This is a genomic window from Microvirga roseola, assembly GCF_020866965.1.
Classification (GTDB): Bacteria; Pseudomonadota; Alphaproteobacteria; order Rhizobiales; family Beijerinckiaceae; genus Microvirga; species Microvirga roseola.
The window spans coordinates 1-21,480 of sequence record NZ_JAJATX010000059.1 but is presented as its reverse complement, the minus strand read 5'-3'; the positions used below and the strand labels follow the sequence as shown (position 1 = coordinate 21,480).

At 65.6% G+C, this 21,480-nt stretch carries 18 protein-coding genes and 1 tRNA gene; 7 read left to right on the top strand and 12 right to left on the bottom strand.

All coding sequences use genetic code 11. The features are described 5' to 3' along the window. Nucleotides 1–180: 180 nt before the first annotated feature. A complete protein-coding gene (locus tag LG661_RS20925; protein WP_230533940.1) occupies nt 181–1,422 on the bottom strand; it encodes a DUF6538 domain-containing protein in 1,242 nt (413 codons plus the stop codon). A 99-nt stretch (nt 1,423–1,521) separates the two neighbouring features. Then, a tRNA-Glu gene (locus LG661_RS20920) sits at nt 1,522–1,597 on the bottom strand. A gap of 137 nt (nt 1,598–1,734) precedes the next feature. Here LG661_RS20920 and LG661_RS20915 point away from each other — a divergent pair. Continuing rightward, nucleotides 1,735–2,691 carry an RluA family pseudouridine synthase gene (locus LG661_RS20915; RefSeq protein WP_230533942.1) on the top strand — a complete coding sequence of 319 codons (957 nt, stop codon included), beginning with the start codon at nt 1,735–1,737 and terminating at the stop codon, nt 2,689–2,691. 198 nt (nt 2,692–2,889) lie between these two features. After that, the gene (gene rpoH, locus LG661_RS20910; protein WP_230533939.1) at nt 2,890–3,786 is read left to right on the top strand and encodes an RNA polymerase sigma factor RpoH; all 897 of its coding nucleotides are present in this window, start codon (nt 2,890–2,892) and stop codon (nt 3,784–3,786) included. A 72-nt stretch (nt 3,787–3,858) separates the two neighbouring features. Here the strand turns inward: rpoH and LG661_RS20905 are convergent, their stop codons facing one another. Together LG661_RS20905 and LG661_RS20900 are read right to left on the bottom strand one after the other, a co-directional pair. Continuing rightward, on the bottom strand, nt 3,859–5,043 hold the full coding sequence (locus LG661_RS20905) for a histidine kinase (RefSeq protein WP_230533937.1): 1,185 nt from the start codon (nt 5,041–5,043) through the stop codon (nt 3,859–3,861). Between the two features lie 33 nt (nt 5,044–5,076). Further along, nucleotides 5,077–6,369 carry an adenylosuccinate synthase gene (locus LG661_RS20900; RefSeq protein WP_230533936.1) on the bottom strand — a complete coding sequence of 431 codons (1,293 nt, stop codon included), beginning with the start codon at nt 6,367–6,369 and terminating at the stop codon, nt 5,077–5,079. Between the two features lie 478 nt (nt 6,370–6,847). Here LG661_RS20900 and LG661_RS20895 point away from each other — a divergent pair, with 478 nt between their 5' ends. After that, nucleotides 6,848–7,060: a transposase gene (locus LG661_RS20895; protein ID WP_230533934.1), complete on the top strand. Its 213-nt coding sequence runs from the start codon at nt 6,848–6,850 to the stop codon at nt 7,058–7,060. 318 nt (nt 7,061–7,378) lie between these two features. On the opposite strand, the gene LG661_RS20890 is transcribed toward LG661_RS20895, so the two are convergent. Continuing rightward, the gene (locus LG661_RS20890) at nt 7,379–8,149 is read right to left on the bottom strand and encodes a VOC family protein (RefSeq protein WP_230533933.1); all 771 of its coding nucleotides are present in this window, start codon (nt 8,147–8,149) and stop codon (nt 7,379–7,381) included. Nucleotides 8,150–8,274: 125 nt separating this feature from the next. On the opposite strand from LG661_RS20890, the gene LG661_RS20885 reads away from it, so the two are divergent. Beyond that, nucleotides 8,275–8,721 (top strand): MarR family winged helix-turn-helix transcriptional regulator, encoded by a 447-nt coding sequence (locus LG661_RS20885; RefSeq protein WP_230533931.1) that lies wholly within the window; start codon nt 8,275–8,277, stop codon nt 8,719–8,721. Between the two features lie 22 nt (nt 8,722–8,743). On the opposite strand, the gene LG661_RS20880 is transcribed toward LG661_RS20885, so the two are convergent. Further along, nucleotides 8,744–9,607, bottom strand: coding sequence for a type 1 glutamine amidotransferase (locus LG661_RS20880; RefSeq protein ID WP_230533929.1), 864 nt, complete (start codon nt 9,605–9,607; stop codon nt 8,744–8,746). A 79-nt stretch (nt 9,608–9,686) separates the two neighbouring features. On the opposite strand from LG661_RS20880, the gene LG661_RS20875 reads away from it, so the two are divergent. After that, a complete protein-coding gene (locus LG661_RS20875) occupies nt 9,687–10,592 on the top strand; it encodes a DMT family transporter (RefSeq protein ID WP_230533927.1) in 906 nt (301 codons plus the stop codon). Between the two features lie 117 nt (nt 10,593–10,709). Here LG661_RS20875 and purU read toward each other — a convergent pair whose 3' ends face one another. The 3 genes from purU to LG661_RS20860 all read right to left on the bottom strand — a co-directional run bounded on the left by purU (nt 10,710) and on the right by LG661_RS20860 (nt 14,538). Further along, the gene (gene purU / locus LG661_RS20870) at nt 10,710–11,579 is read right to left on the bottom strand and encodes a formyltetrahydrofolate deformylase (protein ID WP_230533926.1); all 870 of its coding nucleotides are present in this window, start codon (nt 11,577–11,579) and stop codon (nt 10,710–10,712) included. Nucleotides 11,580–11,593: 14 nt separating this feature from the next. Continuing rightward, nucleotides 11,594–13,186, bottom strand: coding sequence for a phosphoglycerate dehydrogenase (gene serA, locus LG661_RS20865; RefSeq protein ID WP_230533924.1), 1,593 nt, complete (start codon nt 13,184–13,186; stop codon nt 11,594–11,596). A 179-nt stretch (nt 13,187–13,365) separates the two neighbouring features. Next, nucleotides 13,366–14,538, bottom strand: coding sequence for a phosphoserine transaminase (locus tag LG661_RS20860; RefSeq protein WP_230533922.1), 1,173 nt, complete (start codon nt 14,536–14,538; stop codon nt 13,366–13,368). Nucleotides 14,539–14,769: 231 nt separating this feature from the next. Here LG661_RS20860 and LG661_RS20855 point away from each other — a divergent pair, with 231 nt between their 5' ends. Both LG661_RS20855 and LG661_RS20850 read left to right on the top strand, forming a co-directional pair. Further along, nucleotides 14,770–16,032, top strand: a complete 1,263-nt coding sequence (locus tag LG661_RS20855; protein WP_230533921.1) for an efflux RND transporter periplasmic adaptor subunit — start codon at nt 14,770–14,772, stop codon at nt 16,030–16,032. A 158-nt stretch (nt 16,033–16,190) separates the two neighbouring features. Next, nucleotides 16,191–19,349 carry an efflux RND transporter permease subunit gene (locus tag LG661_RS20850; RefSeq protein WP_230533920.1) on the top strand — a complete coding sequence of 1,053 codons (3,159 nt, stop codon included), beginning with the start codon at nt 16,191–16,193 and terminating at the stop codon, nt 19,347–19,349. A gap of 66 nt (nt 19,350–19,415) precedes the next feature. Here the strand turns inward: LG661_RS20850 and LG661_RS20845 are convergent, their stop codons facing one another. The 3 genes from LG661_RS20845 to LG661_RS20835 all read right to left on the bottom strand — a co-directional run. Next, nucleotides 19,416–19,673, bottom strand: coding sequence for a hypothetical protein (locus LG661_RS20845; protein ID WP_230533919.1), 258 nt, complete (start codon nt 19,671–19,673; stop codon nt 19,416–19,418). 172 nt (nt 19,674–19,845) lie between these two features. Next, nucleotides 19,846–21,198 (bottom strand): phosphoglucosamine mutase, encoded by a 1,353-nt coding sequence (glmM, locus tag LG661_RS20840; RefSeq protein ID WP_230533918.1) that lies wholly within the window; start codon nt 21,196–21,198, stop codon nt 19,846–19,848. Between the two features lie 98 nt (nt 21,199–21,296). Next, a partial coding sequence (locus LG661_RS20835; RefSeq protein WP_230533917.1) for a hypothetical protein occupies nt 21,297–21,480 on the bottom strand: 184 nt, incomplete at its 5' end.

Below are 21,480 nucleotides of genomic sequence, written 5' to 3'. Positions count from 1 at the left end.
CTCTCGCCGGAACAACCTGATCAGAACTCACAACTAGGCGGGCAGTAGCTCGGACGTAAGAAGGCACCCATCTCCCCCTACTACTCGGGCTTGGTCTCTTCACTTCTGGGTCGTAGACAGCAAAATAGGACGGCTTCGCTACCTACCTGACAGCGCCCGAAGGTCGCCAATGACGGCTTCTCATACTGGATGCTTCACCATTTCCACCCAATGCAGAAGTTGCTTGGCCTCACGCCCCTGAGAATAGATCTTGTACGTCAATCCTAGAGGGGAATGGCCGAGTAGCCTGGCAGCGATGGCCTCTGGGCAATCGGCTCGCTCTAGAGCCGTGGTGAAGGCTTTCCGGAGCGAGTGGAAAGTCTTGCCTTTAGGCATCTTGATCTTCCTCATGGCCCGTCCAAAGCGCACAGACAGGACATCAGCTTTAGCACCGGGAGGAACGTGGATGTCCCTCAGTCTTGGATGGACAGGAACAACGCGGGCAGCGTTCCCGGTCTTCCCCTTCATAAGGACATAACACTCGATGCCGTGGAGGTCTTTCCGCTGTGCCCTAATGCACTCGTCCAGGCGGAAGCCTGTATAGATCGAGATGAGAAAGACGGCCCTTAACTCCTCATCATTCTCGATGGCATCAAAGGCACGAACCAACTCCGCATCATTGAAGAACCCATAGCTTTCCGATGATTTGCCCTTAACGTCGGCGTCCTGCTGCAACTCATGGAACGGGCTTGCTGGCCTCTCGTCCAGCTCTCTATGTGACCATCGCCACAGATTAGAGAGGACCGTAACGTAACGCTTGATTGTGTCCCGAGATTTGCCCTCTGCAACCTCGTTGAGCCAGCTTAAGGCGACCTTGCGGGTGATCCCTCTGAGGGGCCTATCCCCATGAGAGGCAATCCACAACTTAACAGCTGTCCGATAGTTTGCCTCTGTCGTTTGAGAGCCTTTGGGGTTCTTACCGAGATAGTCCTCCAAAACTTCGGAGATAGTGGGAATTCCCTGCACATGGTCCCCGACCGCCTTGAATAGCTCCCTCGGAGCCTCTGTCTCCTCCAACTGGTCGACAAGCCTCTCAAGATCAGGATTTAGCATCTCCTCCCCGTCGAAGGCATTGACCACATAGGCAGGCCCTATCTCGTCTCTTAGCTTGGCTCTGAAGGTCTCGTAGCCGGCTGAGTGGTCGAGCGGCTTTCTGCGCTCCCCCTCCCCTACCTCGCGGGCAATCCTTGCCTTGGCCCATGAGACAACCTCCCACCGCCTCTCCCTGGCCTCCCTGATGTCGGAGGTCTCAAGGGACTTACGGAGGTAGGGGCCGAGCTTGGGCCTCAGCTTGTTAGGAACCGGGACGCGGGCATACCATCTGGACCCGATCCGTTGGAGATAGAGAGTATCTGATTTGGGGGTTGGGCGTTTGGTCGGCATGGCTCATGCATAGGCATGGATAGGCTTTGCTATCGAACCATCGAGGCGACCTGTAGGCAAGACCTGTAGGCAACAAAAGCCTTGATTTGCCTGAAACCTTGGCGCTCCCTAGGGGACTCGAACCCCTGTTTTCGCCGTGAGAGGGCGACGTCCTAGACCGCTAGACGAAGGGAGCTAGCAAGGTTGAGGCCGCTCGTATAACCACCCTTCTGAATCCCTTCAAGCCCTTTCGCCGAAAAAAGCGAATGGCGCGACATAAATGAGGACGTGGTGAGCGACGCAACGCAACAGGAATGGACTCTGGACGAGGGAATGCCCGCCGAGCGGCTGGACCGGGTTCTGGCGCGGCTGCAGAGCGACCTGTCGCGGAGCAGGTTGCAGGCGCTGATCCGCGAGGGGCAGGTCCTCGTCGATGGAGTGCCCATTCTCGATCCCGGCCGGAAGGTGGCGGGCGGGGCCGCCATCAGCCTGACCGTGCCGCCGCCGGTTCCGGCGGCGCCGGAGGGCGAGGCCATGGAACTCGCCATCGTCTACGAAGACGATGATGTGATCGTGATCGACAAGCCTGCCGGCCTCGTGGTCCATCCGGCGGCGGGCCATGAATCGGGCACTCTGGTCAATGCCCTGATCGCCCATTGCGGGGAGAGCCTGTCCGGGATCGGGGGCGTGAAGCGGCCGGGCATCGTGCACAGGCTCGATAAGGACACTTCGGGCCTTCTCGTCGTCGCCAAGAACGACCTCGCCCATCAGGGACTGGCGGAGCAGTTCGCCGACCATGGACGGACGGGACCGCTGGAGCGGACCTATTTCGCCCTGGTCTGGGGCGTTCCGGAGCGGCGGCGGGGCACGGTGGAGGCGGCGCTCGCCCGAAGCCAGCAGAATCGGGAAAAGATCGCCATCGTATCCGACGACAACGAGCGGGGCCGTTATGCGATCACCCATTACGAGCTTTTGGAGACCCTGCCTCCGGCAGAGCCCTTGGCAAGTCTGGTCCGGTGCGAGCTCGAGACTGGGCGCACCCACCAGATCCGGGTCCACATGGCCCATATTGGCCATCCCCTCCTGGGGGATCTCACCTATGGCTCCGGCTTCAAGACCAAGGCCAACCGTCTCTCGGAAGGCCAGCAGATAGCCCTCAAGGCCCTGAACCGGCAGGCGCTCCATGCGGCGGTGCTGGGCTTCGAGCACCCGCGGACGGGGGAGTTCCTGCGCTTCGAGAGCCCCCTCCCTGCGGACATGGCAGCCCTGCTTCAGGCGCTCAGGAGCTGAACATCAAGCGTCAATGCGTCGCAAAATGAAGCCACGCTGGCACCCTTGCGGATTCCGTGCGTTCACCACGTCTTGAGCCTGACGCCTCTGTTCGGACAAGGTCGAACCGCTTATATAGAGAGATTGAGGGCGGTCGGCCGATGAGGGGGCCGCCTCAGGCTTGCCTCATGGAGAGAGGGAGCCAAAGGAGGATAAGATATGGCTTCAGCGCTTCCGGTGCTTGCCAATGAAGGGGGTCTTTCGCGCTATCTCGACGAGATTCGTCGCTTCCCCATGCTTGAACCGCATGAGGAATACATGCTCGCCAAACGCTGGCGCGAGCATGGAGACCGCGAAGCCGCCCATAAGCTCGTCACATCCCACCTGCGCCTGGTCGCCAAGATCGCCATGGGCTATCGCGGCTACGGCCTGCCGATCAGCGAGGTAGTTTCCGAAGGCAATGTCGGCCTGATGCAGGCCGTCAAGCGCTTCGAGCCCGACAAGGGCTTCCGCCTCGCCACATATGCCATGTGGTGGATCAAGGCGGCGATTCAAGAATACATCCTGCGGTCCTGGTCCCTCGTGAAGATGGGCACCACCGCGAACCAGAAGAAGCTGTTCTTCAACCTGCGCAAGGCGAAGGGCCGGATCTCCGCCCTGGATGAGGGCGATCTGCGCCCGGACCAGGTGAAGCAGATCGCGACCCAGCTCGGCGTGACCGAGCAGGACGTGGTGGACATGAACCGCCGCCTCGGCGGCGACGCCTCCCTGAACGCACCCCTTCGCGAGGAAGGCGAAGGCGGCGGCGAATGGCAGGACTGGCTCGTCGACCAGGGCCAGAGCCAGGAGCAGGTGCTTGTCGAGGAGGAGGAGGGCCAGAACAGGCTGACGGCTCTCCGCAGCGCCCTCTCGGTGCTCAATCCGCGCGAACGCCGCATCTTCGAGGCGCGCCGCCTCTCGGACGACCCGATTACGCTGGAGGAGCTCTCGACCGAGTTCGGCGTCTCCCGCGAACGCGTCCGCCAGATCGAGGTGCGCGCCTTCGAGAAGATCCAGGAGGCGGTCAAGAAGAATCTGGCGCAGATCGAGACCTCATCCGCCGAGGCTGAAGCTTAAGCCCAGGCGGCGCCAACCATGAAAAAAGCCGCGGTCGATGCCGCGGCTTTTTCTTTGCTTGAGAGCGGCCCGCTACTGCCACTGGCTGAAGGCGTCGTTCAGGACCTGCTCGCCCGAAGCGCCCTTCTCGAAGCTCAGAATGGCCCGCTGGCCCGATGCCATGCGGACCGGCAGGTCGATCCAGTTGCGGCGCACGAAGAGCTCCGTGTTGCGCTCCACGTCGCCCTGCAGGTTCGACAGGCCGATCAGGAACAGGTTCTCGCGCACAGGCACCGGCAGGCCGGCGATCGGCGTTCCGCGGGCGGCTTCCTCGTTCTTGAACTGCAGGAGGCCTACGTCGCGGATCACCCGGCCCGGATCGCCGTCGCGGGTCGTGAAGGTGAGCTCGACCGTGTGCGAGGCCGGCAGCGTCGTATCGAGATTGCGGCGCAGCAGCATCTTCATGGTCAGGCCTGCGTCGGGAATCTCGACGTTGGCGCTGACGGCCTTCTCGAGAGGCTGGCCCTGGCCGGGATTGATGTCCTCAAGCCGCCAGACCACGCGCCCGACCTGGGCCTTCGGGGTCTGGGGATTGGCCGGATCCTCCTCGTAGAACACCGCGCGCTGGGCGGCGCCGATGGCGGGCTGCTGGGCGGGCGGCCTCGTGGGAGCCGGAGGGGCCTGCCCGCCGACGCGCTCCTCGATCTTGTTCGCCTCCGGCACCGGAGCCGGCTGGGTTTCCGCAACAACCGGCTCCTCGGGAGCGGATGTCCCGCCGGTGCTCTGCCACCACGCCAGAACGGCGATGCCGAGGATGACCACCGCCAGGATCGCTCCGAAGACGATGTTCCGGGTCCGCCGGTTGTCCTGCATGGCCGGATGCGGGCGGCTATCGACCCGCGGGCGCGCCGTGGGCGCCTCGGGTTCGAAATCCTCCGGCTCCTCCTCCGGCTCACGGGGAGGAGGCGCAGGCGCCTTGAGAACCTGCGCCGGCGTCAGGGTGCGCGGAACCGGGGGCTGCTGCGGCCTCGCATCAACGGCGGCGCCCGCGAAGGCCGCGACGTCATCGGCCGCATATTCCGCTTCGACCTTGGCGATGGCCTGGCTGAGAGAAACGATTTCCCTCTGGATATCCGCCTCCGACAGAGGCGGATCGAGGGAACGCAACTGGGCGGTCAGGGCCGTACGCGCGCGCTCGTAGACCGAGCGCCGCATGGCGGGCGTCCGCTCCGGCAAGCCTTCGACGGCTCGTGCAATAAGAGGGTAATAATCTGCCATTTCGTCCCGGAATGACCCGTCGAAGCTTCGCCGTCAACCCTCAAAGGGGTTCTTCATCAGGATTGTATCGTCGCGCTCGGGCGAGGTGGAGAGCACCGCGACGGGCGCGCCGATCAACTCTTCGATGCGACGGACGTATTTGATGGCCTGCGCCGGAAGATCGGCCCAGGAGCGCGCACCCGCGGTCGAGCCGCTCCAGCCCTCCATCTCCTCGTAGATCGGCTCGACCCGGGCCTGTGCGCCCTGGCTCGCCGGGAAATAGTCGATGATCTCGCCATCGAGCCTGTAGCCGACGCCGACCTTGATGGTCTCGAAGCCGTCGAGGATGTCGAGCTTGGTGAGCGCGATGCCGTCGATGCCCGAGGTGCGGACCGTCTGACGCACGAGCGTCGCATCGAACCAGCCGCAGCGGCGCTTGCGGCCCGTGACGACGCCGAACTCCTTGCCCTTCTGGCCGATCAGCTCCCCGGTCTCGTCGAAGAGCTCCGTCGGGAACGGCCCCTCGCCCACGCGGGTCGTATAGGCCTTGGCGATGCCGAGCACGTAGCCGACGCCGCCCGGGCCGAGGCCCGATCCGGTCGCCGCTTGGCCGGCCACGGTGTTCGAGGAGGTGACGAAGGGATAGGTGCCGTGATCCACGTCGAGCAGCGCGCCTTGAGCGCCCTCGAACAGAATGCGCTTGCCCGCGCGGCGTTCTTCATCGAGGAGCCGCCACACGGCGTCCATGTAGGGCAGGACCTTGGGAGCGACGGAGGCGAGCTCCTTGTAGATCGCCTTCGCGTCGAACTCGTCGAGGCCGAAGCCGCGGCGCAGCGCATTGTGGTGCGTCAGCAGCCGCTCGATCTTGTCGGGCAGCGAGGGCAGATCAGCGAGATCCATCAGGCGGATCGCGCGACGGCCCACCTTGTCCTCATAGGCCGGGCCGATGCCGCGCTTGGTGGTGCCGATCTTCGTCCCGGCGCTGCCGCTCTCGCGAAGCGCATCGAGTTCGCGGTGGACGGAGAGGATCAGCGGCACGTTCTCGGCCACGCGCAGATTCTCGCGGGTGATCGACACGCCCTGCTCGGAAAGGCGCTCCACTTCGCCCGCGAGCGCATGGGGATCGAGCACGACGCCGTTGCCGATGACGGAGAGCTTGTTGGGCCGCACGACGCCGGAGGGCAGGAGCGAGAGCTTGTAGACCTTGCCGCCGATGACCAGCGTATGGCCGGCATTGTGGCCGCCCTGGAAGCGCACGACCACGTCCGCCTGTTCGGACAGCCAATCGACGATCTTGCCCTTGCCCTCGTCGCCCCACTGGGCGCCCACGACAACCACGTTCGCCATGCTCAAGCCTCACATGAAAAAACCCCGGCGCAAGGCCAGGGTTGGGGAAAAACCTTGCAAACCCTCATGGTGGATCATGCGTCCGAGGTCAAGGTGGAATGGGCCTTGTCCCACGCATCATACTCTTTCCGGAGATACAGGGGACGCGCCTTTTCGCCTCCCGCCGCTGCAGGGCGCGGGGTTCTGTCGGTCCGGTCCTGGCTTTGTCCCTTGCGGGACGGGGGAAGCACGGGACGCTGTCTCGCTTCGCTGCCCTGCGGCGTGCGAAGAATTCGGGCGGGAAGCCGCCCGGGCAGGAAGCAACACGCGTCCCGCGCGGCGTCTCGGCAGGGCTCCGGCCTCGCGCTCCGAGAGCCTGTGATGGGACGCCACAGCCGCCCCCAGGCTCTCTTACGGCGCTCTGTCGCGCAGCCCCGGCTGTCATCCGGTACGGGCGAGGCTGGGGAGAGGGGAACGCAGGCCTGCCCGAACAGGCGCCGTGCTCCAGGTCTCCCGCTCGGATCTCCTGGCGGCGCAGGGCTTGCGAGACCCCGTGCCGCGAGCAAACCGCATCATCGAGAGCTTCTTTGCGCGCGTGCGGCGGGCCTACCGCGGCGTTCATCATCGCTTCTCGGTAAAGTACCTAGACTGGTACATCGCCGAACTCTCCTGGCGCGAGGACCACAGCCGCCTCGGAAACCGGGCCGCTTGACTCGAATTGTGCACCATCCTGTTGCACAATTGGCTGCGGACATTACCGGATCAGGTCACGAAAATCTGGTGGCGTTTGCTACCGAATGCCGGTCTTTCCCGGAAGGACGCGCAGCGGAGGGGAAGGGAAGCCATGCTGCCTCGCCTGTGAGTGGATCCCCTTCCGGTCCTCACGGACCGCCGGGGATGACAGGCTCATCCCTCCCCCTTGCAGGGAGGGATGAGCCTGACTTTGCGCCCCCTCGATCCCTCTCCGCAAGGGGGAGAAGGGCGCGCCTCCGCCCTTTAGCCGGCGGTTCACGCAACGAAGCCGCTAGGCCTACCCTCGCGGGCCGACAAGGGCGAACATCGCACCCTGGGGGTCGAGGCACTGCAGAATGAAGACACCGCCTGGAACCTCCTGAGGACCGAAGAGCACCTGTCCGCCCCCCGCCTCCACGCGCCCCTTGGCGGCGTCGATCCCGTCGACGGCGAAATAGTAGAGCCAGAACGGCTCGGGCATGTGGCCCGGCTTGGTCATCATGCCGCCGACTGCGTTTCCGCCATAGGAAAAGAGCTGATAGGTGCCCATCGCCCCCATATCCAGCGCCTCGTCCTTCGCCCACCCGAAGAGTTCGGCGTAGAAGGCGAAGACCGGTTCGAGATCGGTCGCGTAGAGTTCGTGCCAGCCGGGCTGCCCCGGACCCATCATCGCCGCCGGCTCCTGAAGGTCTCCCTTCCCCTTGAACAGCACGAACGGCGCCCCCTGCGGGTCGGCCACCACGGCGAAGCGGCCGATGGCGGGGACATCCTCGGCGGCGCGCAGAACGGCCCCGCCCTTCTGCCCGACCCTTTCGGCCCAGGCATCGACATCGTCCACCCCGATATAGCCGATCCAGCCCGGACGCGCGCCCCTCTCGCACTCCTCCGGGGACAGAGACATCAGGCCCGCGACGGGCGTGTCGCCGGCGGAGAACATCACATAGGGCAGATCCGGCATGGAGGCGTCCCGCGTCTTCCAGCCGATGACGTTGGCGTAGAACGCCTCCGCTCCGGCCATGTCGGTGGTCATCAGCTCGTACCAGGTGAACTTCCCGTGGGCATTGGACATCGTCATCGCTCCGGTTGGATGAAATCGGGAAAGAATGCGGATTGACGTCTCCGGCCCGGATGCTCCCGGCGCCGATGAGGCCGACTTACCTTGACAAGTACGTTGATATCAACATTTATAGGGCCATGTCAAAGCCCCTGGACGTCTCTTTGGAGACCACTCATCTCGTTCGGGATTCCTGCCTCTGCCTGCATGTGCAGCGTGCCGCGCGCGCGCTGGCGCGGCGCTTCGACGAGGCGCTGCGGCCCCTCGGCCTCACCAACGGCCAGTTCTCGCTGATCATGTCCCTCAACCGCCCCGAGCCGCCCGGCATGGGATCCGTTGCCAGCCTGCTGGCCATGGACCGCACGACCCTCACCGCCGCGCTGAAACCTCTGGAGCGCCGCGGCCTCGTCGCGGTCGCGCCCGATCCGGCGGACAAGCGCAGCCGCCTGGTGACCCTCACGCCCGAAGGCCGCGCCCTCCTGGCTCAGGCCGTTCCGATCTGGACCCGGGCCCATGCGGCAGTCGAAGACCGTCTGCCCGGCGAACCGGACCGCCTGCGCGACGATCTCAAGGCCCTGGCCCTCTGAGGCCTGCGCTTTCCTCCCGGCCTCAGGCCCGGCCCCTTGCGCTCTTCTCCGGCTTCACGCGCTGTGCGATGAAATTGCGGATCTCGCGGGTGCGGCGCTCGGGATCGAGGATCTCGGCATCGAGACCATGCTTCCAGGCGAGGTCGAAGCGCGTCGGCTCATCCTGCAGGGCGGCGAGATCGTCCGTGTAGGAGGCGGCGTCCTCCGGCGTGCGGCAGAAGCCCTCGCGCACCAGGATCTCGGTGCGCCGCCGCAGGATCACGGCGAGTTCGCCCAGCGAGAATTCCGGGTGGTACTGCACGCCCCAGAACACGCCGCCGTTCATGCGGATCTCCGCCGCCTGGACAGGAGAGACCGGATTGGAGGCGAGCACCGTGCAGCCTTCGGGCGCAACCGTCACCATGTCGAGGTGGATGGCGGGCGCATCGTAGACGGCGGGCCGGCCCGCCAGCAGGGGATGCCCCCTCCCCGCCTCCGTCGGCGTGAGCCGCCGGGAAAAGCCCACCTCCCGTCCAAGGGGATTGACCTGCACGTCCCCATCCGCCGCCACGGCAGCGACCTGGAGGCCCCAGCAGGATCCGAAGCAGGGGGTGCGCGACGCATAGATCGCCCGCATGAGATCGATCTGGCGCAGGATGTCCGGCGTGCGGTCGTAGATGTTGAGATGCGAGCCGGTGAGCACGATCCCGTCATAGGATTCGAGACCGGCCGCATCCGGCAGGTTCGCCCCCTCGTCCGCCGGGAAGGCGAGATCGCAGACGGCCTCGCCCTCGATCTCCTGCAGCACCGCCGCATAGGATTCCGAGGGCATCAGTCCATAGGCCTCCCTGTGGGCCTGCCTTGCGCCACGCGTATTGCCCTCGACCACCAGAAACCGTAAGCCCATGAACGTCACCCGCCTCCGCTTGAGGCCGGTTTAGCTGAACCGCGCGCGGCGGCAAGAGCCACGAGGTCCCAATCCCTCCATGAAGATCCTGCATTCGCTTTGGAAAGGGCTGTGGGGCCAGGCCTACCTGCTGCTGATCCTCACCACCCTCATGTGGGGCGGGAATGCCATCGCCGGGCGGCTCGCGGTCGGACAGGTCTCGCCCATGATGCTCACCGGCCTGCGCTGGGTGGTGGTGGTCTCAGTCATGGTGCCGCTCTTCGGCCGCCAGGTCGCCGCCGAGTGGCCGAAGCTGAGGTCCCGCCTCGGCTTCACCATCCTCATGGGCACGTTCGGCTTCACCGCCTTCAATGCGCTCTTCTATGCGGCGGCCCACCACACGAGCGCCGTGAACCTCACGATCTTCCAGGGGGCGATCCCGGTTCTGGTGCTTCTCGGCACCATCCTCATCTTCGGCGCACGGGTGATCCCGCTCCAGATCCTCGGCATGATCGTCACGATCCTGGGCGTCGTCGTGGTGTCGGTGAAAGCGGATCTCGAAATTCTCAAGACCCTGGCGCTCAATATCGGCGACGTGTGGATGCTGATCGCCTGCCTGTTCTACGCGGGCTATACGCTGGGCCTGCGCCACCGCCCGGCCATTCCGGGCCTTGTGTTCTTCACCGCCATGGCGGTGGTGGCCTTCGTCTCGTCGCTGCCCCTGGTGGGCCTCGAATTCGCGCAAGGCACGGCGCAGTGGCCGACGCCCACGGGCTGGCTCATCCTGCTCTACGTGGCGCTCGCGCCGTCGCTGCTCTCGCAGATCTTCTACATGCGCGGCGTGGAGCTGATCGGCCCGGCCCGCGCGGGGCTCTTCGTCAATCTCGTGCCTGTCTTCGGCGCGCTGCTCGCCGTCGTTCTCCTGGGCGAGCCCTTCGCCTTCTACCACGCGCTCGGCCTCGTGCTGGTGCTCGGCGGCATCTGGCTCGCGGAGCAGCGCCGGTAGCCCGCTCCATTGTTATTCCCGGCCGAAGCGTCAGCGGAGGGGAAGGGAATCTACGATCACACGCTGCGCCATGGATCCCCTTCCCGGTCCTTAAGGACCGCCGGGGATGACAATGGTTCAATCCGCAAATACCACGGTCTTCGCGCCGTTCAGCAGGATTCGGTCCTCCAGGTGGTGGCGCACCGCGCGGGCGAGCACCCGGCGCTCGATGTCGCGGCCCTTGCGCACGAGATCGTCCGGCGTGTCGCGATGGGTGATCGGCTCCACGTCCTGAGCGATGATCGGTCCCTCGTCGAGATCGGAGGTGACGTAATGCGCCGTTGCGCCGATCAGCTTCACGCCGCGGGCATGGGCCTGGTGGTAGGGCTTCGCGCCCTTGAAGCCGGGAAGAAACGAATGGTGGATGTTGATGCAGCGGCCGGTGAGCTTCGCTGCGAGCCCGTCGGAGAGGACCTGCATGTAGCGCGCCAGAACGACGAGGTCGGCCTGCGAGTCGCGGATGAGTTCCCAGACCCGCGCCTCCTGCTCCATCTTGGTCTCCTTGGTGACCGGGAGATGATGGAAGGGAATGTCGCCGAGATCCACGTGGCTGTAGGTCCCGGCCGGATGATTGGCGATGACGCCGACGGGATCGAACGCCAATTCGCCGATGCGCCAGCGGTAGAGCAGATCCGCCAGGCAATGGTCGAACCTGGAGACGAGCAGCATGACCTTGCGCGGCACGCTCGTGTCGCGCAGGGTCCATGTCATGCGCAGGCGCTCCGCGAGGGGCTTGAAGCCTTCCTTCAGCGCTTCGAGATCGCCCTCCCCCTCGACCGGGTTGAAGACGACGCGCATGAAGAACCGGTCGGTCTGCGTGTCGTCGTATTGCTGCGCGTCGAGGATGTTGAGGCCGGCCTCCGAGAGATGCCCTGCCACGGCGGCGACGATGCCGGCACGGTTCGCACAGGCGAGCGTGAGGACGAAGCGCTGCGACAGGGCCTGCATGATGTTGCCTCTTCTCAGAAGCGCACGGCGCGGGCGCGCTTCACCTGCGGGATCTCCTCGATCTTGCGCAGGAGGTCGTCGGAGACCGGCTGGTCCACGGAGACGAAGCAGATGGCGTCGCCGCCCGGCTTGTCGCGGCCAAGCGCGAAGGTCGCGACGTTGACGCCGGATTCGCCGAGCAGCGTGCCGAAGCGGCCGATGAAGCCGGGCTTGTCGTCGTTGCGCACATAGATCATGTGCGGCGCGAACTCCGCATCCACCGCGATGTCGCGGATCTCGATGACGCGCGGCTTGCCGTCCTGGAACACGGTGCCGCCCGCATGCCTCGGCATGTCCTCGGCATCGACGACGATGCGGATGAAGCTCTCGTAGTCGCGCGCCGCGTTCTCGCGCTTGACCTCCTCCACCATGATGCCCCGCTCGCGCGCGACCACGGGCGCGGACACCATGTTGATGTCCTGCAAGAAGGGACGCAGCACGCCCGTGACGGCGGCCGAGGTGAGCGCGCGGGTGTTCATCTCGGCGACAGCGCCTTCGTACTCGATGCGGATGCCCTTGATCGGAGCCTCCGTGAGCTGGCCGAGGAAGGAGCCGAGCTTTTCGGCGAGCGCCACGAAGGGCTTCAGGCGCGGCGCTTCCTCCGCCGTGATCGACGGGAAGTTCACCGCATTCTGGATCGCGCCCTGGAGCAGGTAGTCCGACATCTGCTCGGCCACCTGGAGCGCCACGTTCTCCTGCGCCTCGCTGGTGGATGCGCCGAGATGCGGCGTGCAGACCACGTTCGGGTGGCCGAAGAGCGGGTTCGACGTCGCAGGCTCTTCCGCGAACACGTCGAAGGCCGCGCCCGCCACATGGCCGGCGTCGAGCGCGGCGCGCAGGGCTGCCTCGTCCACGAGGCCGCCGCGGGCGCAGTTGATGATGCGCACGCCCTTCTTCGTCTTGGCGATGTTCTCGGCAGAGAGGATGTTCTTCGTCTTCTCCGTCATCGGCACGTGCAGCGTGATCACGTCGGCGCGGCGCAGCAGATCCTCCAGCTCGACCTTCTCGACGCCGAGCTCGATGGCGCGCTCCGGCGAGAGGAAGGGATCGTAGGCGATGACCCTCATGCGCAGGCCGATGCCGCGCTCCGCCACGATGGAGCCGATATTGCCGCAGCCGATGACGCCGAGCACCTTGCCTGTGAGCTCGACGCCCATGAAGCGGTTCTTCTCCCACTTGCCTTCTTGCGTCGACGCGTCGGCCTGCGGGATCTGGCGCGCGAGGGCGAACATCATGGCGATGGCGTGCTCGGCGGTGGTGATGGAATTGCCGAAGGGCGTGTTCATGACGATGATGCCCTTCGCCGTCGCGGCGGGGATCTCGACATTGTCGACGCCGATGCCGGCGCGGCCGATCACCTTCAGGCTCTTCGCCTGTTCGAGGATCTTGGCCGTGACTTTGGTGGCCGAGCGGATAGCGAGGCCGTCATACTCGCCGATCACGGCGGCGAGCTTGTCCTTGTCCTTGCCGAGGTCCGGCTGGAAGTCCACGTCGATGCCGCGATCCTTGAATATCTGCACGGCGGCGGGCGAAAGAGCATCGGAAATGAGAACGCGGGGAGCGGGCATGGTGCACCTCGATGTTCCCCTCCCCCTGCGGGGAGAGGTAGGGGTGGGGGTTGTGTGACCGGGTGAGTGGTCGAGAGATCGTGCGCTGTCGCAGCCTTCGTGCTTTCTCGATCAGGCACAGGGTTCGATCCGCCGACATCCACCCTCGGTCCCTCCCCGCAAGGGGGAGGGAAGAAGCGTCAGGCCGCTTTCGCGAGCTTCGCCTTTTCCTGCGCGAAGGCCCAGTCGAGCCAGGGCGTCAGGGCTTCGAGATCGAATTGCTCCACCGTCGCGCCGCACCAGATGCGGAGGCCGGCGGGCGCATCGCGATAGGCGCCGATGTCGTAGGCGACGCCCTCCTTGTCGAGGGCGGACGCGATGCCCTTGGCGACCTGCGCCACGGCCTCGGGACCCTTGGCGATGACCTCGGGATCGGCAACGACGAGGCACACGCTCGTGTTGGAGGCGGTGGCCGGGTCCTTGGCGAGGTTCGCGATCCAGGGCGTCCTCGCGGCCCAGTCGAGGATGACCTTCGCGTTGCCGTCCGCCTTGGCGACGAGCGCGTTGAGACCGCCGATGGACTTCGCCCATTCGAGCGCGTCGATGTAGTCCTCGACCGCGAGCATCGAGGGGGTGTTGATGGTCTCGCCCTCGAAGATGCCTTCGATGAGCTTGCCGCCCTTGGTCATGCGGAAGATCTTGGGCAGCGGCCAGGCCGGCTTGTAGGTCTCGAGCCGCTCGACCGCGCGGGGCGAGAGGATGAGCATGCCGTGAGCGGCTTCGCCGCCCAGCACCTTCTGCCAGGAGAAGGTCACCACATCGAGCTTGGAAAAGTCGAGCTTCTGCGCGAAGGCCGCCGAGGTGGCGTCGCAGATGGTGAGCCCTTCCCGGTCCGCCGCGATCCAATCGGCGTTCGGCACGCGCACGCCGGAGGTGGTGCCGTTCCAGGTGAAGACCACGTCGCGGTTCTTCGTGTCGACCTGGGCAAGGTCGGGCAGCTCGCCGTAGGGAGCGTTGATCACGCGGGCGTCGTCGAGCTTGAGCTGCTTGACCACGTCGGTGACCCACCCTTCACCGAAGCTTTCCCAGGCGAGCATGTCGACGGGCTTAGCGCCGAGCATCGACCACAGGGCCATCTCCACCGCGCCGGTGTCGGAGGCGGGCACGATGCCGATGCGATAATCGGCCGGGACCTCCAGGACTTCACGGGTCAGGTCGATGGCGAGCTTCAGGCGCGCCTTGCCGAGCTTCGCGCGATGCGAGCGGCCCAGCGTATCGGTTTTCAGGTTTTGCAGGGACCATCCGGGGCGCTTCGCGCAGGGGCCGGACGAAAAGAAAGGCGCGCGAGGGCGCGCGGCAGGCATCTCTGTCATGTAATCCATCCTTCCAGATGGGCGCCCCTCGGTGGGGAGGGGTCTCCCGCCGATGGGTATGACGGAGAAGCGTCCCGGGGTCAAGCGCGATGCCGGTAGGTCAATAATCCCGGATTACGAAAACGTAATACAAAACTTCGTGTTGACTGCGGTATGCTCCAGGCACTGGCATATATTGTGCTAGGCCCTTTTCCGTTATCTGCGACGACCAAGATCTCTTGAGGAGCGAGCATGCGCGTATCCGGTCAGCTCGCCGTCATTGCCGTGCTGGGGGCAGCGGGCTTTGGCGGCTGGTATGCCTATCAGGGCGGTCATCTGGCCAATGTGCCTGTGATCGGCTCCTACATGGCCAAGCCCCAGCAGCAGGCTGCCGCTCCCGGCGGGCGCAGGGGACCGTCCGGCCCCACCCTGGTCGAGGTCGATACGGTGAAGACCGGGCGCATCGTCGAAACCCGCGAGTCGGTCGGCACGGTGCGTGCCTATGAATCGATCACCGTGACCGCCAAGGTGGCAGGCGTGATCGGGGAGATCGGCTTCGAGGAAGGCCAGAAGGTCGAGGCCGGCGAGATGCTGGTCCAGCTCGACGCTGCCGAGCGTCGCGCCGCGATCGAGCAGGCGAAGGCCGAAGCCGACCGGGCCGTGGCCCAACGGAACGAAATCGCCATCAAGCTCGAGCGCGCCCAGGCCCTCAACCGCACGGGCGCAGGCACCGGAGCCCAGGTCGAGGACCTGACGGCCCAGATAAAGTCGCTCGAAGGGGCCATTGCCTCCGCGCAGGCCCAGCGCAGGGCCGCCGAGGCGCGGCTGGAGGACCTGACGATCCGCGCGCCCTTCGCCGGCCGGGTCGGCACCCGCTCCGTTTCCCTCGGCGCCTATATCGCACCCGGCACCCGGATCACCTCGCTCGACGATCTGTCCCGCGTGCGGCTCGACTTCGCCGTGCCGGAAAACCTCCTGGGCCGCCTCGAGACGGGGCAGACGGTCAACGCCACCTCCGCCGCCTATCCGGGCCGCACCTTTACCGGCACGGTCTCCACCATCGATCCGCGGGTGGAGCAGACCACCCGCACGGTGCGTCTGACCGCCGAGTTCGACAACCCGGACGAGGCCCTCAAGCCCGGCATGTTCCTGTCCGCAGTCCTCAACATCTCCACCGACGACGACGCCGTCGTGATCCCGGAAGAGGCCATCGTCAGCGAAGGCCTGCGCCACATCGTCTATCCGGTGAAGGACAACAAGGTGGAGCGCCGCGTCATCACCATCGGCCAGCGCCAGGGCAGCAAGGTCCAGGTCGTGGATGGGTTGCAGGCCGGCGAGACCATCGTGGTGCTGGGCGTGCAGCGCGTGCGACCGGGCGCCGAGGTCGTGGCCCGCCCGCTCGGCTCCGCCCCGCCTGCCGAGACTGCGCCTGCTGCAAGCCGTCAACCGCCCTCCCGCAGCTCCCTGAGCACGCCCCCGGGCATCGGCAGCGCGCAGGCTGCCGAGCGGAACTAAAGACCTTCCATGTCATTCCCGGCCGGAGCGAAGCGGAGGGGAAGGGAAACCACCCGCTCTCACTGCGCTGTGGATCCCCTTCCCGGCTGCTCCGCAGCAGCCGGGGATGACATCAAGCCCGACGTCAAACGACCTTCTCTCCAGCGGGATTGAGAACCATGCAGGTTTCAGACCTCTTCATCCGCCGCCCGGTCTTCGCCATCGTGGTCAGCCTGCTGCTGATCGTGGGCGGCCTTGCCGCTCTCACGAACCTGTCGGTGCGCGAATATCCGAGCGTGGACCGTCCGGTGGTCTCCGTCTCGACCATTTACCGCGGCGCCTCGAACGAGGTCATCGAAAGCCGGGTAACCGAAGTGATCGAAGGCGCGGTAGCCGGCATCGAGGGGATCAACCAGATCCGGTCGCAGAGCCGGAACGAGCGCTCCTCGGTGTCCATCGAGTTCGACGTGTCGCGGGATCCTGAAGGCGCGACCTCCGACGTGCGCGATGCGGTCTTCCGGGTGGTCGGCCGCCTTCCGGACGGCGTGGACCAGCCGGTGATCCGCAAGGTGGACGACGATGCCTCGGCCATCATGTGGATCAGCGTGACATCGTCCACCTACGATGCGCTCGAGCTCAGCGATTTTCTCAAGCGCGTCTATGTGGACCGTCTCTCGACGGTGCCCGGCGTCGCCAATGTCTATCTCGCCGGCGAGCGCCGCTATGCCATGCGCGTCTGGGTCAATCGCCCGGCGCTCGCTGCGCGCGGCCTGACCGTGCAGGACCTGGAGGCCGCGATCAAGCGCCAGAACGTGGAACTGCCCGGCGGACGCATCGAGTCCTCGCAGCGCGAGTTCACCGTCAAGACGGATTCGCGCCTGTCGACGCCGCAGGACTTCGAGCAGCTGATCGTGACGAACAAGAACGGCTATCTCGTCCGCCTGAACGAGGTCGCCGATGTCGAGGTCGGTCCTGAGGACAACCGCTTCGAGTTCTACGAATCCGGCAGGGTCGCTACGGGCCTCGGCATCGTGCGCCAGTCGACATCCAACACCTTGTCCGTGGCCGAGAACGTGCGTGCGGAACTGGAGCGGCTCGAGCCCTCCCTGCCCCCCGGCACCACCGCGGAAGTCTCCTACGACGAGAGCCGGTTCATCCGCGCCTCCATCGACGGTGTCCTTCAGACCCTGGTGGAGGGCATCCTCCTCGTCATCCTTGTGATCCTCCTCTTCCTGCGCGACTGGCGCTCGACCATCGTCGCCATCGTGGCGATTCCGGTGTCGATCATCGCCGCCTTCATGGTGATGGCCTTCTTCAACGCCTCCATCAACGTGCTGACGCTGCTCGCCATCGTGCTCGCCATCGGCATCGTGGTGGACGACGCCATCGTCGAGATCGAGAACGTGCACCGCCGCATCGAGGAGGGCCAGCCGCCGCTCCTCGCCTCCTTCGACGGCGCGCGCGAGATCGGCTTTGCGGTGATCGCCACGACAGCGACCCTGATGGCGGTCTTCGTGCCGCTCGCCTTCATGACCGGCAATACGGGCAAGCTCTTCCGCGAATTCGGCATCACGCTCGCAGCCGCCATCTTCTTCTCCGGCGTCGTTGCGCGCACGCTGACGCCGATGATGTGCTCCAAGCTCATGGTGCCGGCGCACGGCCGCATCCAGCGCATGACGGAGCCCTTCTTCACGGGCATGAACAATGTCTATCGCCGGATCCTGACGACGGTTCTGAAAGCGCCGCTGGTGATCCTGGCCATCGGCTTCGCCGTGTCGCTCTCGGCCTGGGGCCTTTTCCAGATGCTGCCGAAGAACTTCGCGCCGACGGAAGACCGGGGCGCGATCATCGTGCGCATCGAAGCGCCGGAAGGATCGAGCCTCGATTACACCCGCGAGCGTGTCCGCGAGGTCGAGCAGCTGCTTCTCCCCTACAAGGAGCAGGGCGTCGTCGGCTCCATCACGAGCCAGGTCGCGCCCGGGTGGTCTCGCCCTTCGCCCGTCAATGCCGGCATCATCATCGTCCGCCTCGTCCCCTGGAGCGAGCGGAGCGTGAAGCAGCAGGACCTTGTTCAGGAGATTCAGCAGAAGGTCGCGAACCTGCCCGGCGCGCGCGTGTCGCCGATCAATCCCGGCTCCTTCGGCCAGCGCGGACCCTCCAAGCCGATCCAGTTCGTGCTGGGCGGTCCCGACTACGACACCCTGCGAGACTGGCGCGACACCGTCATCCAGAAGGCGCAGGAAACGGGCATGTTCGTGAACATGGACTCCGACTACCGCGAGTCCCAGCCCGACATCCGTGTCCAGATCGACCGGCAGCGGGCGGCGGATATCGGCGTCTCGGTCGAGGATATCGGCCGCACGCTCGAACTGATGTTCGGCGAGCGCGAGGTTTCGACCTTCATCAGCCGCGGCGAGGAATATTCCGTCATCATGCGCGGCCGCGCGCAGGATCGGGCGACGCCCAACGACCTGACGAACACCTTCGTGCGGGCGGCGAACGACGAACTCGTTCCCCTCTCCTCCTTCGTCACGCTGACGGAGTCGGCGGCACCCCAGACGCTCAACCGTTTCAACCGCATGCGCGCGATCACCATCGACTCGTCGCTGCGTGCGGACGTGTCGATCGGCGATGCGCTGGCGACCCTCGAGCAGATCGTGCGCGAGAACCTGCCGGCCGAGGCGCGGATCGGCTACCGGGGCCAGTCGCAGGACTTCCTGGAATCCTCGAACGCCATGTACGTCACTTTCGGCATGGCTCTGCTCGTGGTGTTCCTGGTGCTGGCGGCCCAGTTCGAGAGCTGGATCAATCCCTTCATCATCATGCTCACCGTGCCGCTGGCAGTGACGGGCGGTCTCGCGGCCCTCGTGCTCACGGGGCAGTCGCTCAACATCTACAGCCAGATCGGCATGATCCTGCTCATCGGCCTGATGACGAAGAACGGCATCCTCATCGTCGAATTCGCGAACCAGCTGCGCGAGCGCGGCATGGAGGTCCGGGAGGCGGTGCTCGAAGCCTCCGTGCTGCGCCTGCGGCCGATCCTCATGACCTCGATCGCCATGATCGGCGCGGGCATCCCGCTCGCCTGGTCGACGGGAGCGGGCGCAGAGGCCCGCAACGCCATCGGTTCGGTGATCGTCGGCGGCGTGGCGCTCTCCACCCTGCTCACGGTGCTGGTGGTGCCGGCGATCTATCTCCTCATCGGCGGCTACACCAAGCCCGCCACCTATGTGAGCGAGATGCTCGACAAGCTGCGGGCCCAGACCGGCCAGCGCGCCCATGGCGAGGACCTGCCGCGGCACATGGAGCCCAAGCCTCCGGTCCATCCGGCGGAGTGACGAACCCAGAAGCGAAAAGCCCCGGCAAGCCGGGGCTTTTTCATGTCGCGTCAGACATGCGAAGCATCAGCCGCCGTAGCGCGAGATCGTCACGTTGACGCTGACCTCGTGCGCCCTCACGCCCAGCATGGCCGCGATCAGGCTCTCGGCATTGAGCAGGACCCGGCTGATGGCGACCGGATCCATCTGCTGGCCACGGGCGGATCCTTCCCTCTCCGTTCCCGCAGCGACCTCGACTGCTTCGGTGCGCAGGGCAGCTTGCGCGACGCTGGGAGCGACGTAGGCCTGGGGAATGTAGCCAGCTTGGAAAAGGGGGTCGAACATCGAGACCTCTGGTGATTCGCAGAGGAATTTATTGAAGATATGGTTAACGCTCAAGACAAAGCTTGACCTTAAGGAACCACAATCCTCGTCGCAGCTTCCTGCGGGGGCGTCAGCCCACGAAAAAGGGCGCGGTGGAGACCCGCGCCCTTCGATTGCAACCGGAAACCGGGGTTTAAGCCGCGGCCTTGGAGGCAGCCTGCGTGACCGCATCGACCACGTCGTCCACCACCCGGTTGACGAGATCGCTGTTGTCGCCCTCGCCCATGACGCGGATGACTGGCTCCGTGCCGGAGGGGCGGATCACCAGACGGCCCGAGGCGCCGAGCCGTTCGCGGCCCGCCTCGATGGCCTTGATGACCGTCGCTTCCTGCAGGGGCGTGCCCGACTTGTAGCGCACGTTCTTGAGCACCTGCGGCAGGGGCTCGAAGCAGTGGCAGACCTCGGAGACGGGCTTGTCCAGGCGCTTCACCACCGCCAGGAGCTGGAGGGCCGCGATCAGCCCGTCGCCGGTGGTGGTGTAGTCCGACATGATGATGTGGCCGGACTGCTCGCCGCCGAGATTGAAGCCGTGGGCGCGCATGTGTTCGAGCACGTAGCGGTCCCCGACCGCCGTGCGCACCAGGTCGAGGCCGAGATCGCCGAGATAGCGCTCGAGGCCCAGATTGGACATGATGGTCGCGACGACGCCGGGTTGGGCGAGGCGTCCGTCCTCCTTCCAGGAGCGGGCGACCACGCCCATGAGCTGGTCGCCATCGACCTTCTGGCCCTTCTCGTCGACGATCAGGACCCGGTCCGCGTCGCCGTCGAGCGCGATGCCCACATCGGCGCGCAGCTCGCGCACCTTGCTGATGAGAGCCTCCGGCGCGGTCGAGCCGACCTCGTGATTGATGTTGAAGCCGTTCGGCTCCACGCCGATGGACATGACCTCGGCGCCGAGCTCCCACAGGGTCTCGGGCGCGACCTTGTAGCCCGCGCCGTTGGCGCAATCGACCACCACCCGCATGCCCTCGAGGTCGACCTGGCGCGGCAGGGTGCGCTTGGCGAACTCGATGTAGCGGGCATGGACGCTCTCGATGCGCTTGGCGCGGCCGAGGGTCGCGGAGCCTGCGAGGCGTCGCGTCAGGTCGGAATCGATCATGGCCTCGATTTCGAGCTCCACGTCGTCGCTGAGCTTGAAGCCGTCGGGGCCGAACAGCTTGATGCCGTTGTCCTCGTAGGCGTTGTGGGACGCGGAGATCATGACGCCGAGATCGCAGCGCATGGAGCGGGTGAGCATGGCCACCGCCGGCGTCGGCATGGGGCCGAGCAGCAGCACGTCCATGCCCACCGAGGTGAAGCCCGCGACCAGCGCGTTCTCGATCATGTAGCCGGACAGGCGCGTGTCCTTGCCGATCACGACCCGGTGCCGGTAATCGCCCCGCTGGAACAGGAGCCCGGCCGCCTGCCCGACCCTCAGGGCCAGGTCCGGTGTGATGATCCCGTTGGCGCGTCCCCGGATTCCGTCGGTCCCAAAGTATTTACGCACGTGCTTTGTCTCCGCATTCCGCAGCGCTGATCCGCGCTTTTGCTTTTTCAAAGCAACCTCCCTGAATCCGGTCAAGGCTTTGGGCCCGTTTCCCGCCATCACAAGTCATGAGCGATTGTTACAATGCCTGAGGCAACCCGGCAGGTGAAATAAAAACCTAGGGTAAACGAAAAAGAACGCCCGCTTTTCCAGCGGGCGTTCCTAAATGGCCAAGTTGCAGGGATTTTAAGCCTGGGGCTGCGGTTCCATTCCGCCGTCGGTTTCGCGGGGTCTGCCGCGTCC

Coding starts and splice junctions, on each gene's coding strand:
- LG661_RS20905 (WP_230533937.1), bottom strand. CDS start 5,043: ATGGCAGATTATTACCCTCTTATTGCACGAGCCGTCGAAGGCTTGCCG.
- LG661_RS20885 (WP_230533931.1), top strand. CDS start 8,275: ATGTCAAAGCCCCTGGACGTCTCTTTGGAGACCACTCATCTCGTTCGG.
- LG661_RS20860 (WP_230533922.1), bottom strand. CDS start 14,538: ATGACAGAGATGCCTGCCGCGCGCCCTCGCGCGCCTTTCTTTTCGTCC.
- LG661_RS20915 (WP_230533942.1), top strand. CDS start 1,735: ATGCCCGCCGAGCGGCTGGACCGGGTTCTGGCGCGGCTGCAGAGCGAC.
- LG661_RS20845 (WP_230533919.1), bottom strand. CDS start 19,673: ATGTTCGACCCCCTTTTCCAAGCTGGCTACATTCCCCAGGCCTACGTC.
- serA (WP_230533924.1), bottom strand. CDS start 13,186: ATGCCCGCTCCCCGCGTTCTCATTTCCGATGCTCTTTCGCCCGCCGCC.
- LG661_RS20900 (WP_230533936.1), bottom strand. CDS start 6,369: ATGGCGAACGTGGTTGTCGTGGGCGCCCAGTGGGGCGACGAGGGCAAG.
- rpoH (WP_230533939.1), top strand. CDS start 2,890: ATGGCTTCAGCGCTTCCGGTGCTTGCCAATGAAGGGGGTCTTTCGCGC.
- LG661_RS20875 (WP_230533927.1), top strand. CDS start 9,687: ATGAAGATCCTGCATTCGCTTTGGAAAGGGCTGTGGGGCCAGGCCTAC.
- LG661_RS20850 (WP_230533920.1), top strand. CDS start 16,191: ATGCAGGTTTCAGACCTCTTCATCCGCCGCCCGGTCTTCGCCATCGTG.
- purU (WP_230533926.1), bottom strand. CDS start 11,579: ATGCAGGCCCTGTCGCAGCGCTTCGTCCTCACGCTCGCCTGTGCGAAC.
- LG661_RS20880 (WP_230533929.1), bottom strand. CDS start 9,607: ATGGGCTTACGGTTTCTGGTGGTCGAGGGCAATACGCGTGGCGCAAGG.
- LG661_RS20890 (WP_230533933.1), bottom strand. CDS start 8,149: ATGTCCAATGCCCACGGGAAGTTCACCTGGTACGAGCTGATGACCACC.
- LG661_RS20855 (WP_230533921.1), top strand. CDS start 14,770: ATGCGCGTATCCGGTCAGCTCGCCGTCATTGCCGTGCTGGGGGCAGCG.
- LG661_RS20925 (WP_230533940.1), bottom strand. CDS start 1,422: ATGCCGACCAAACGCCCAACCCCCAAATCAGATACTCTCTATCTCCAA.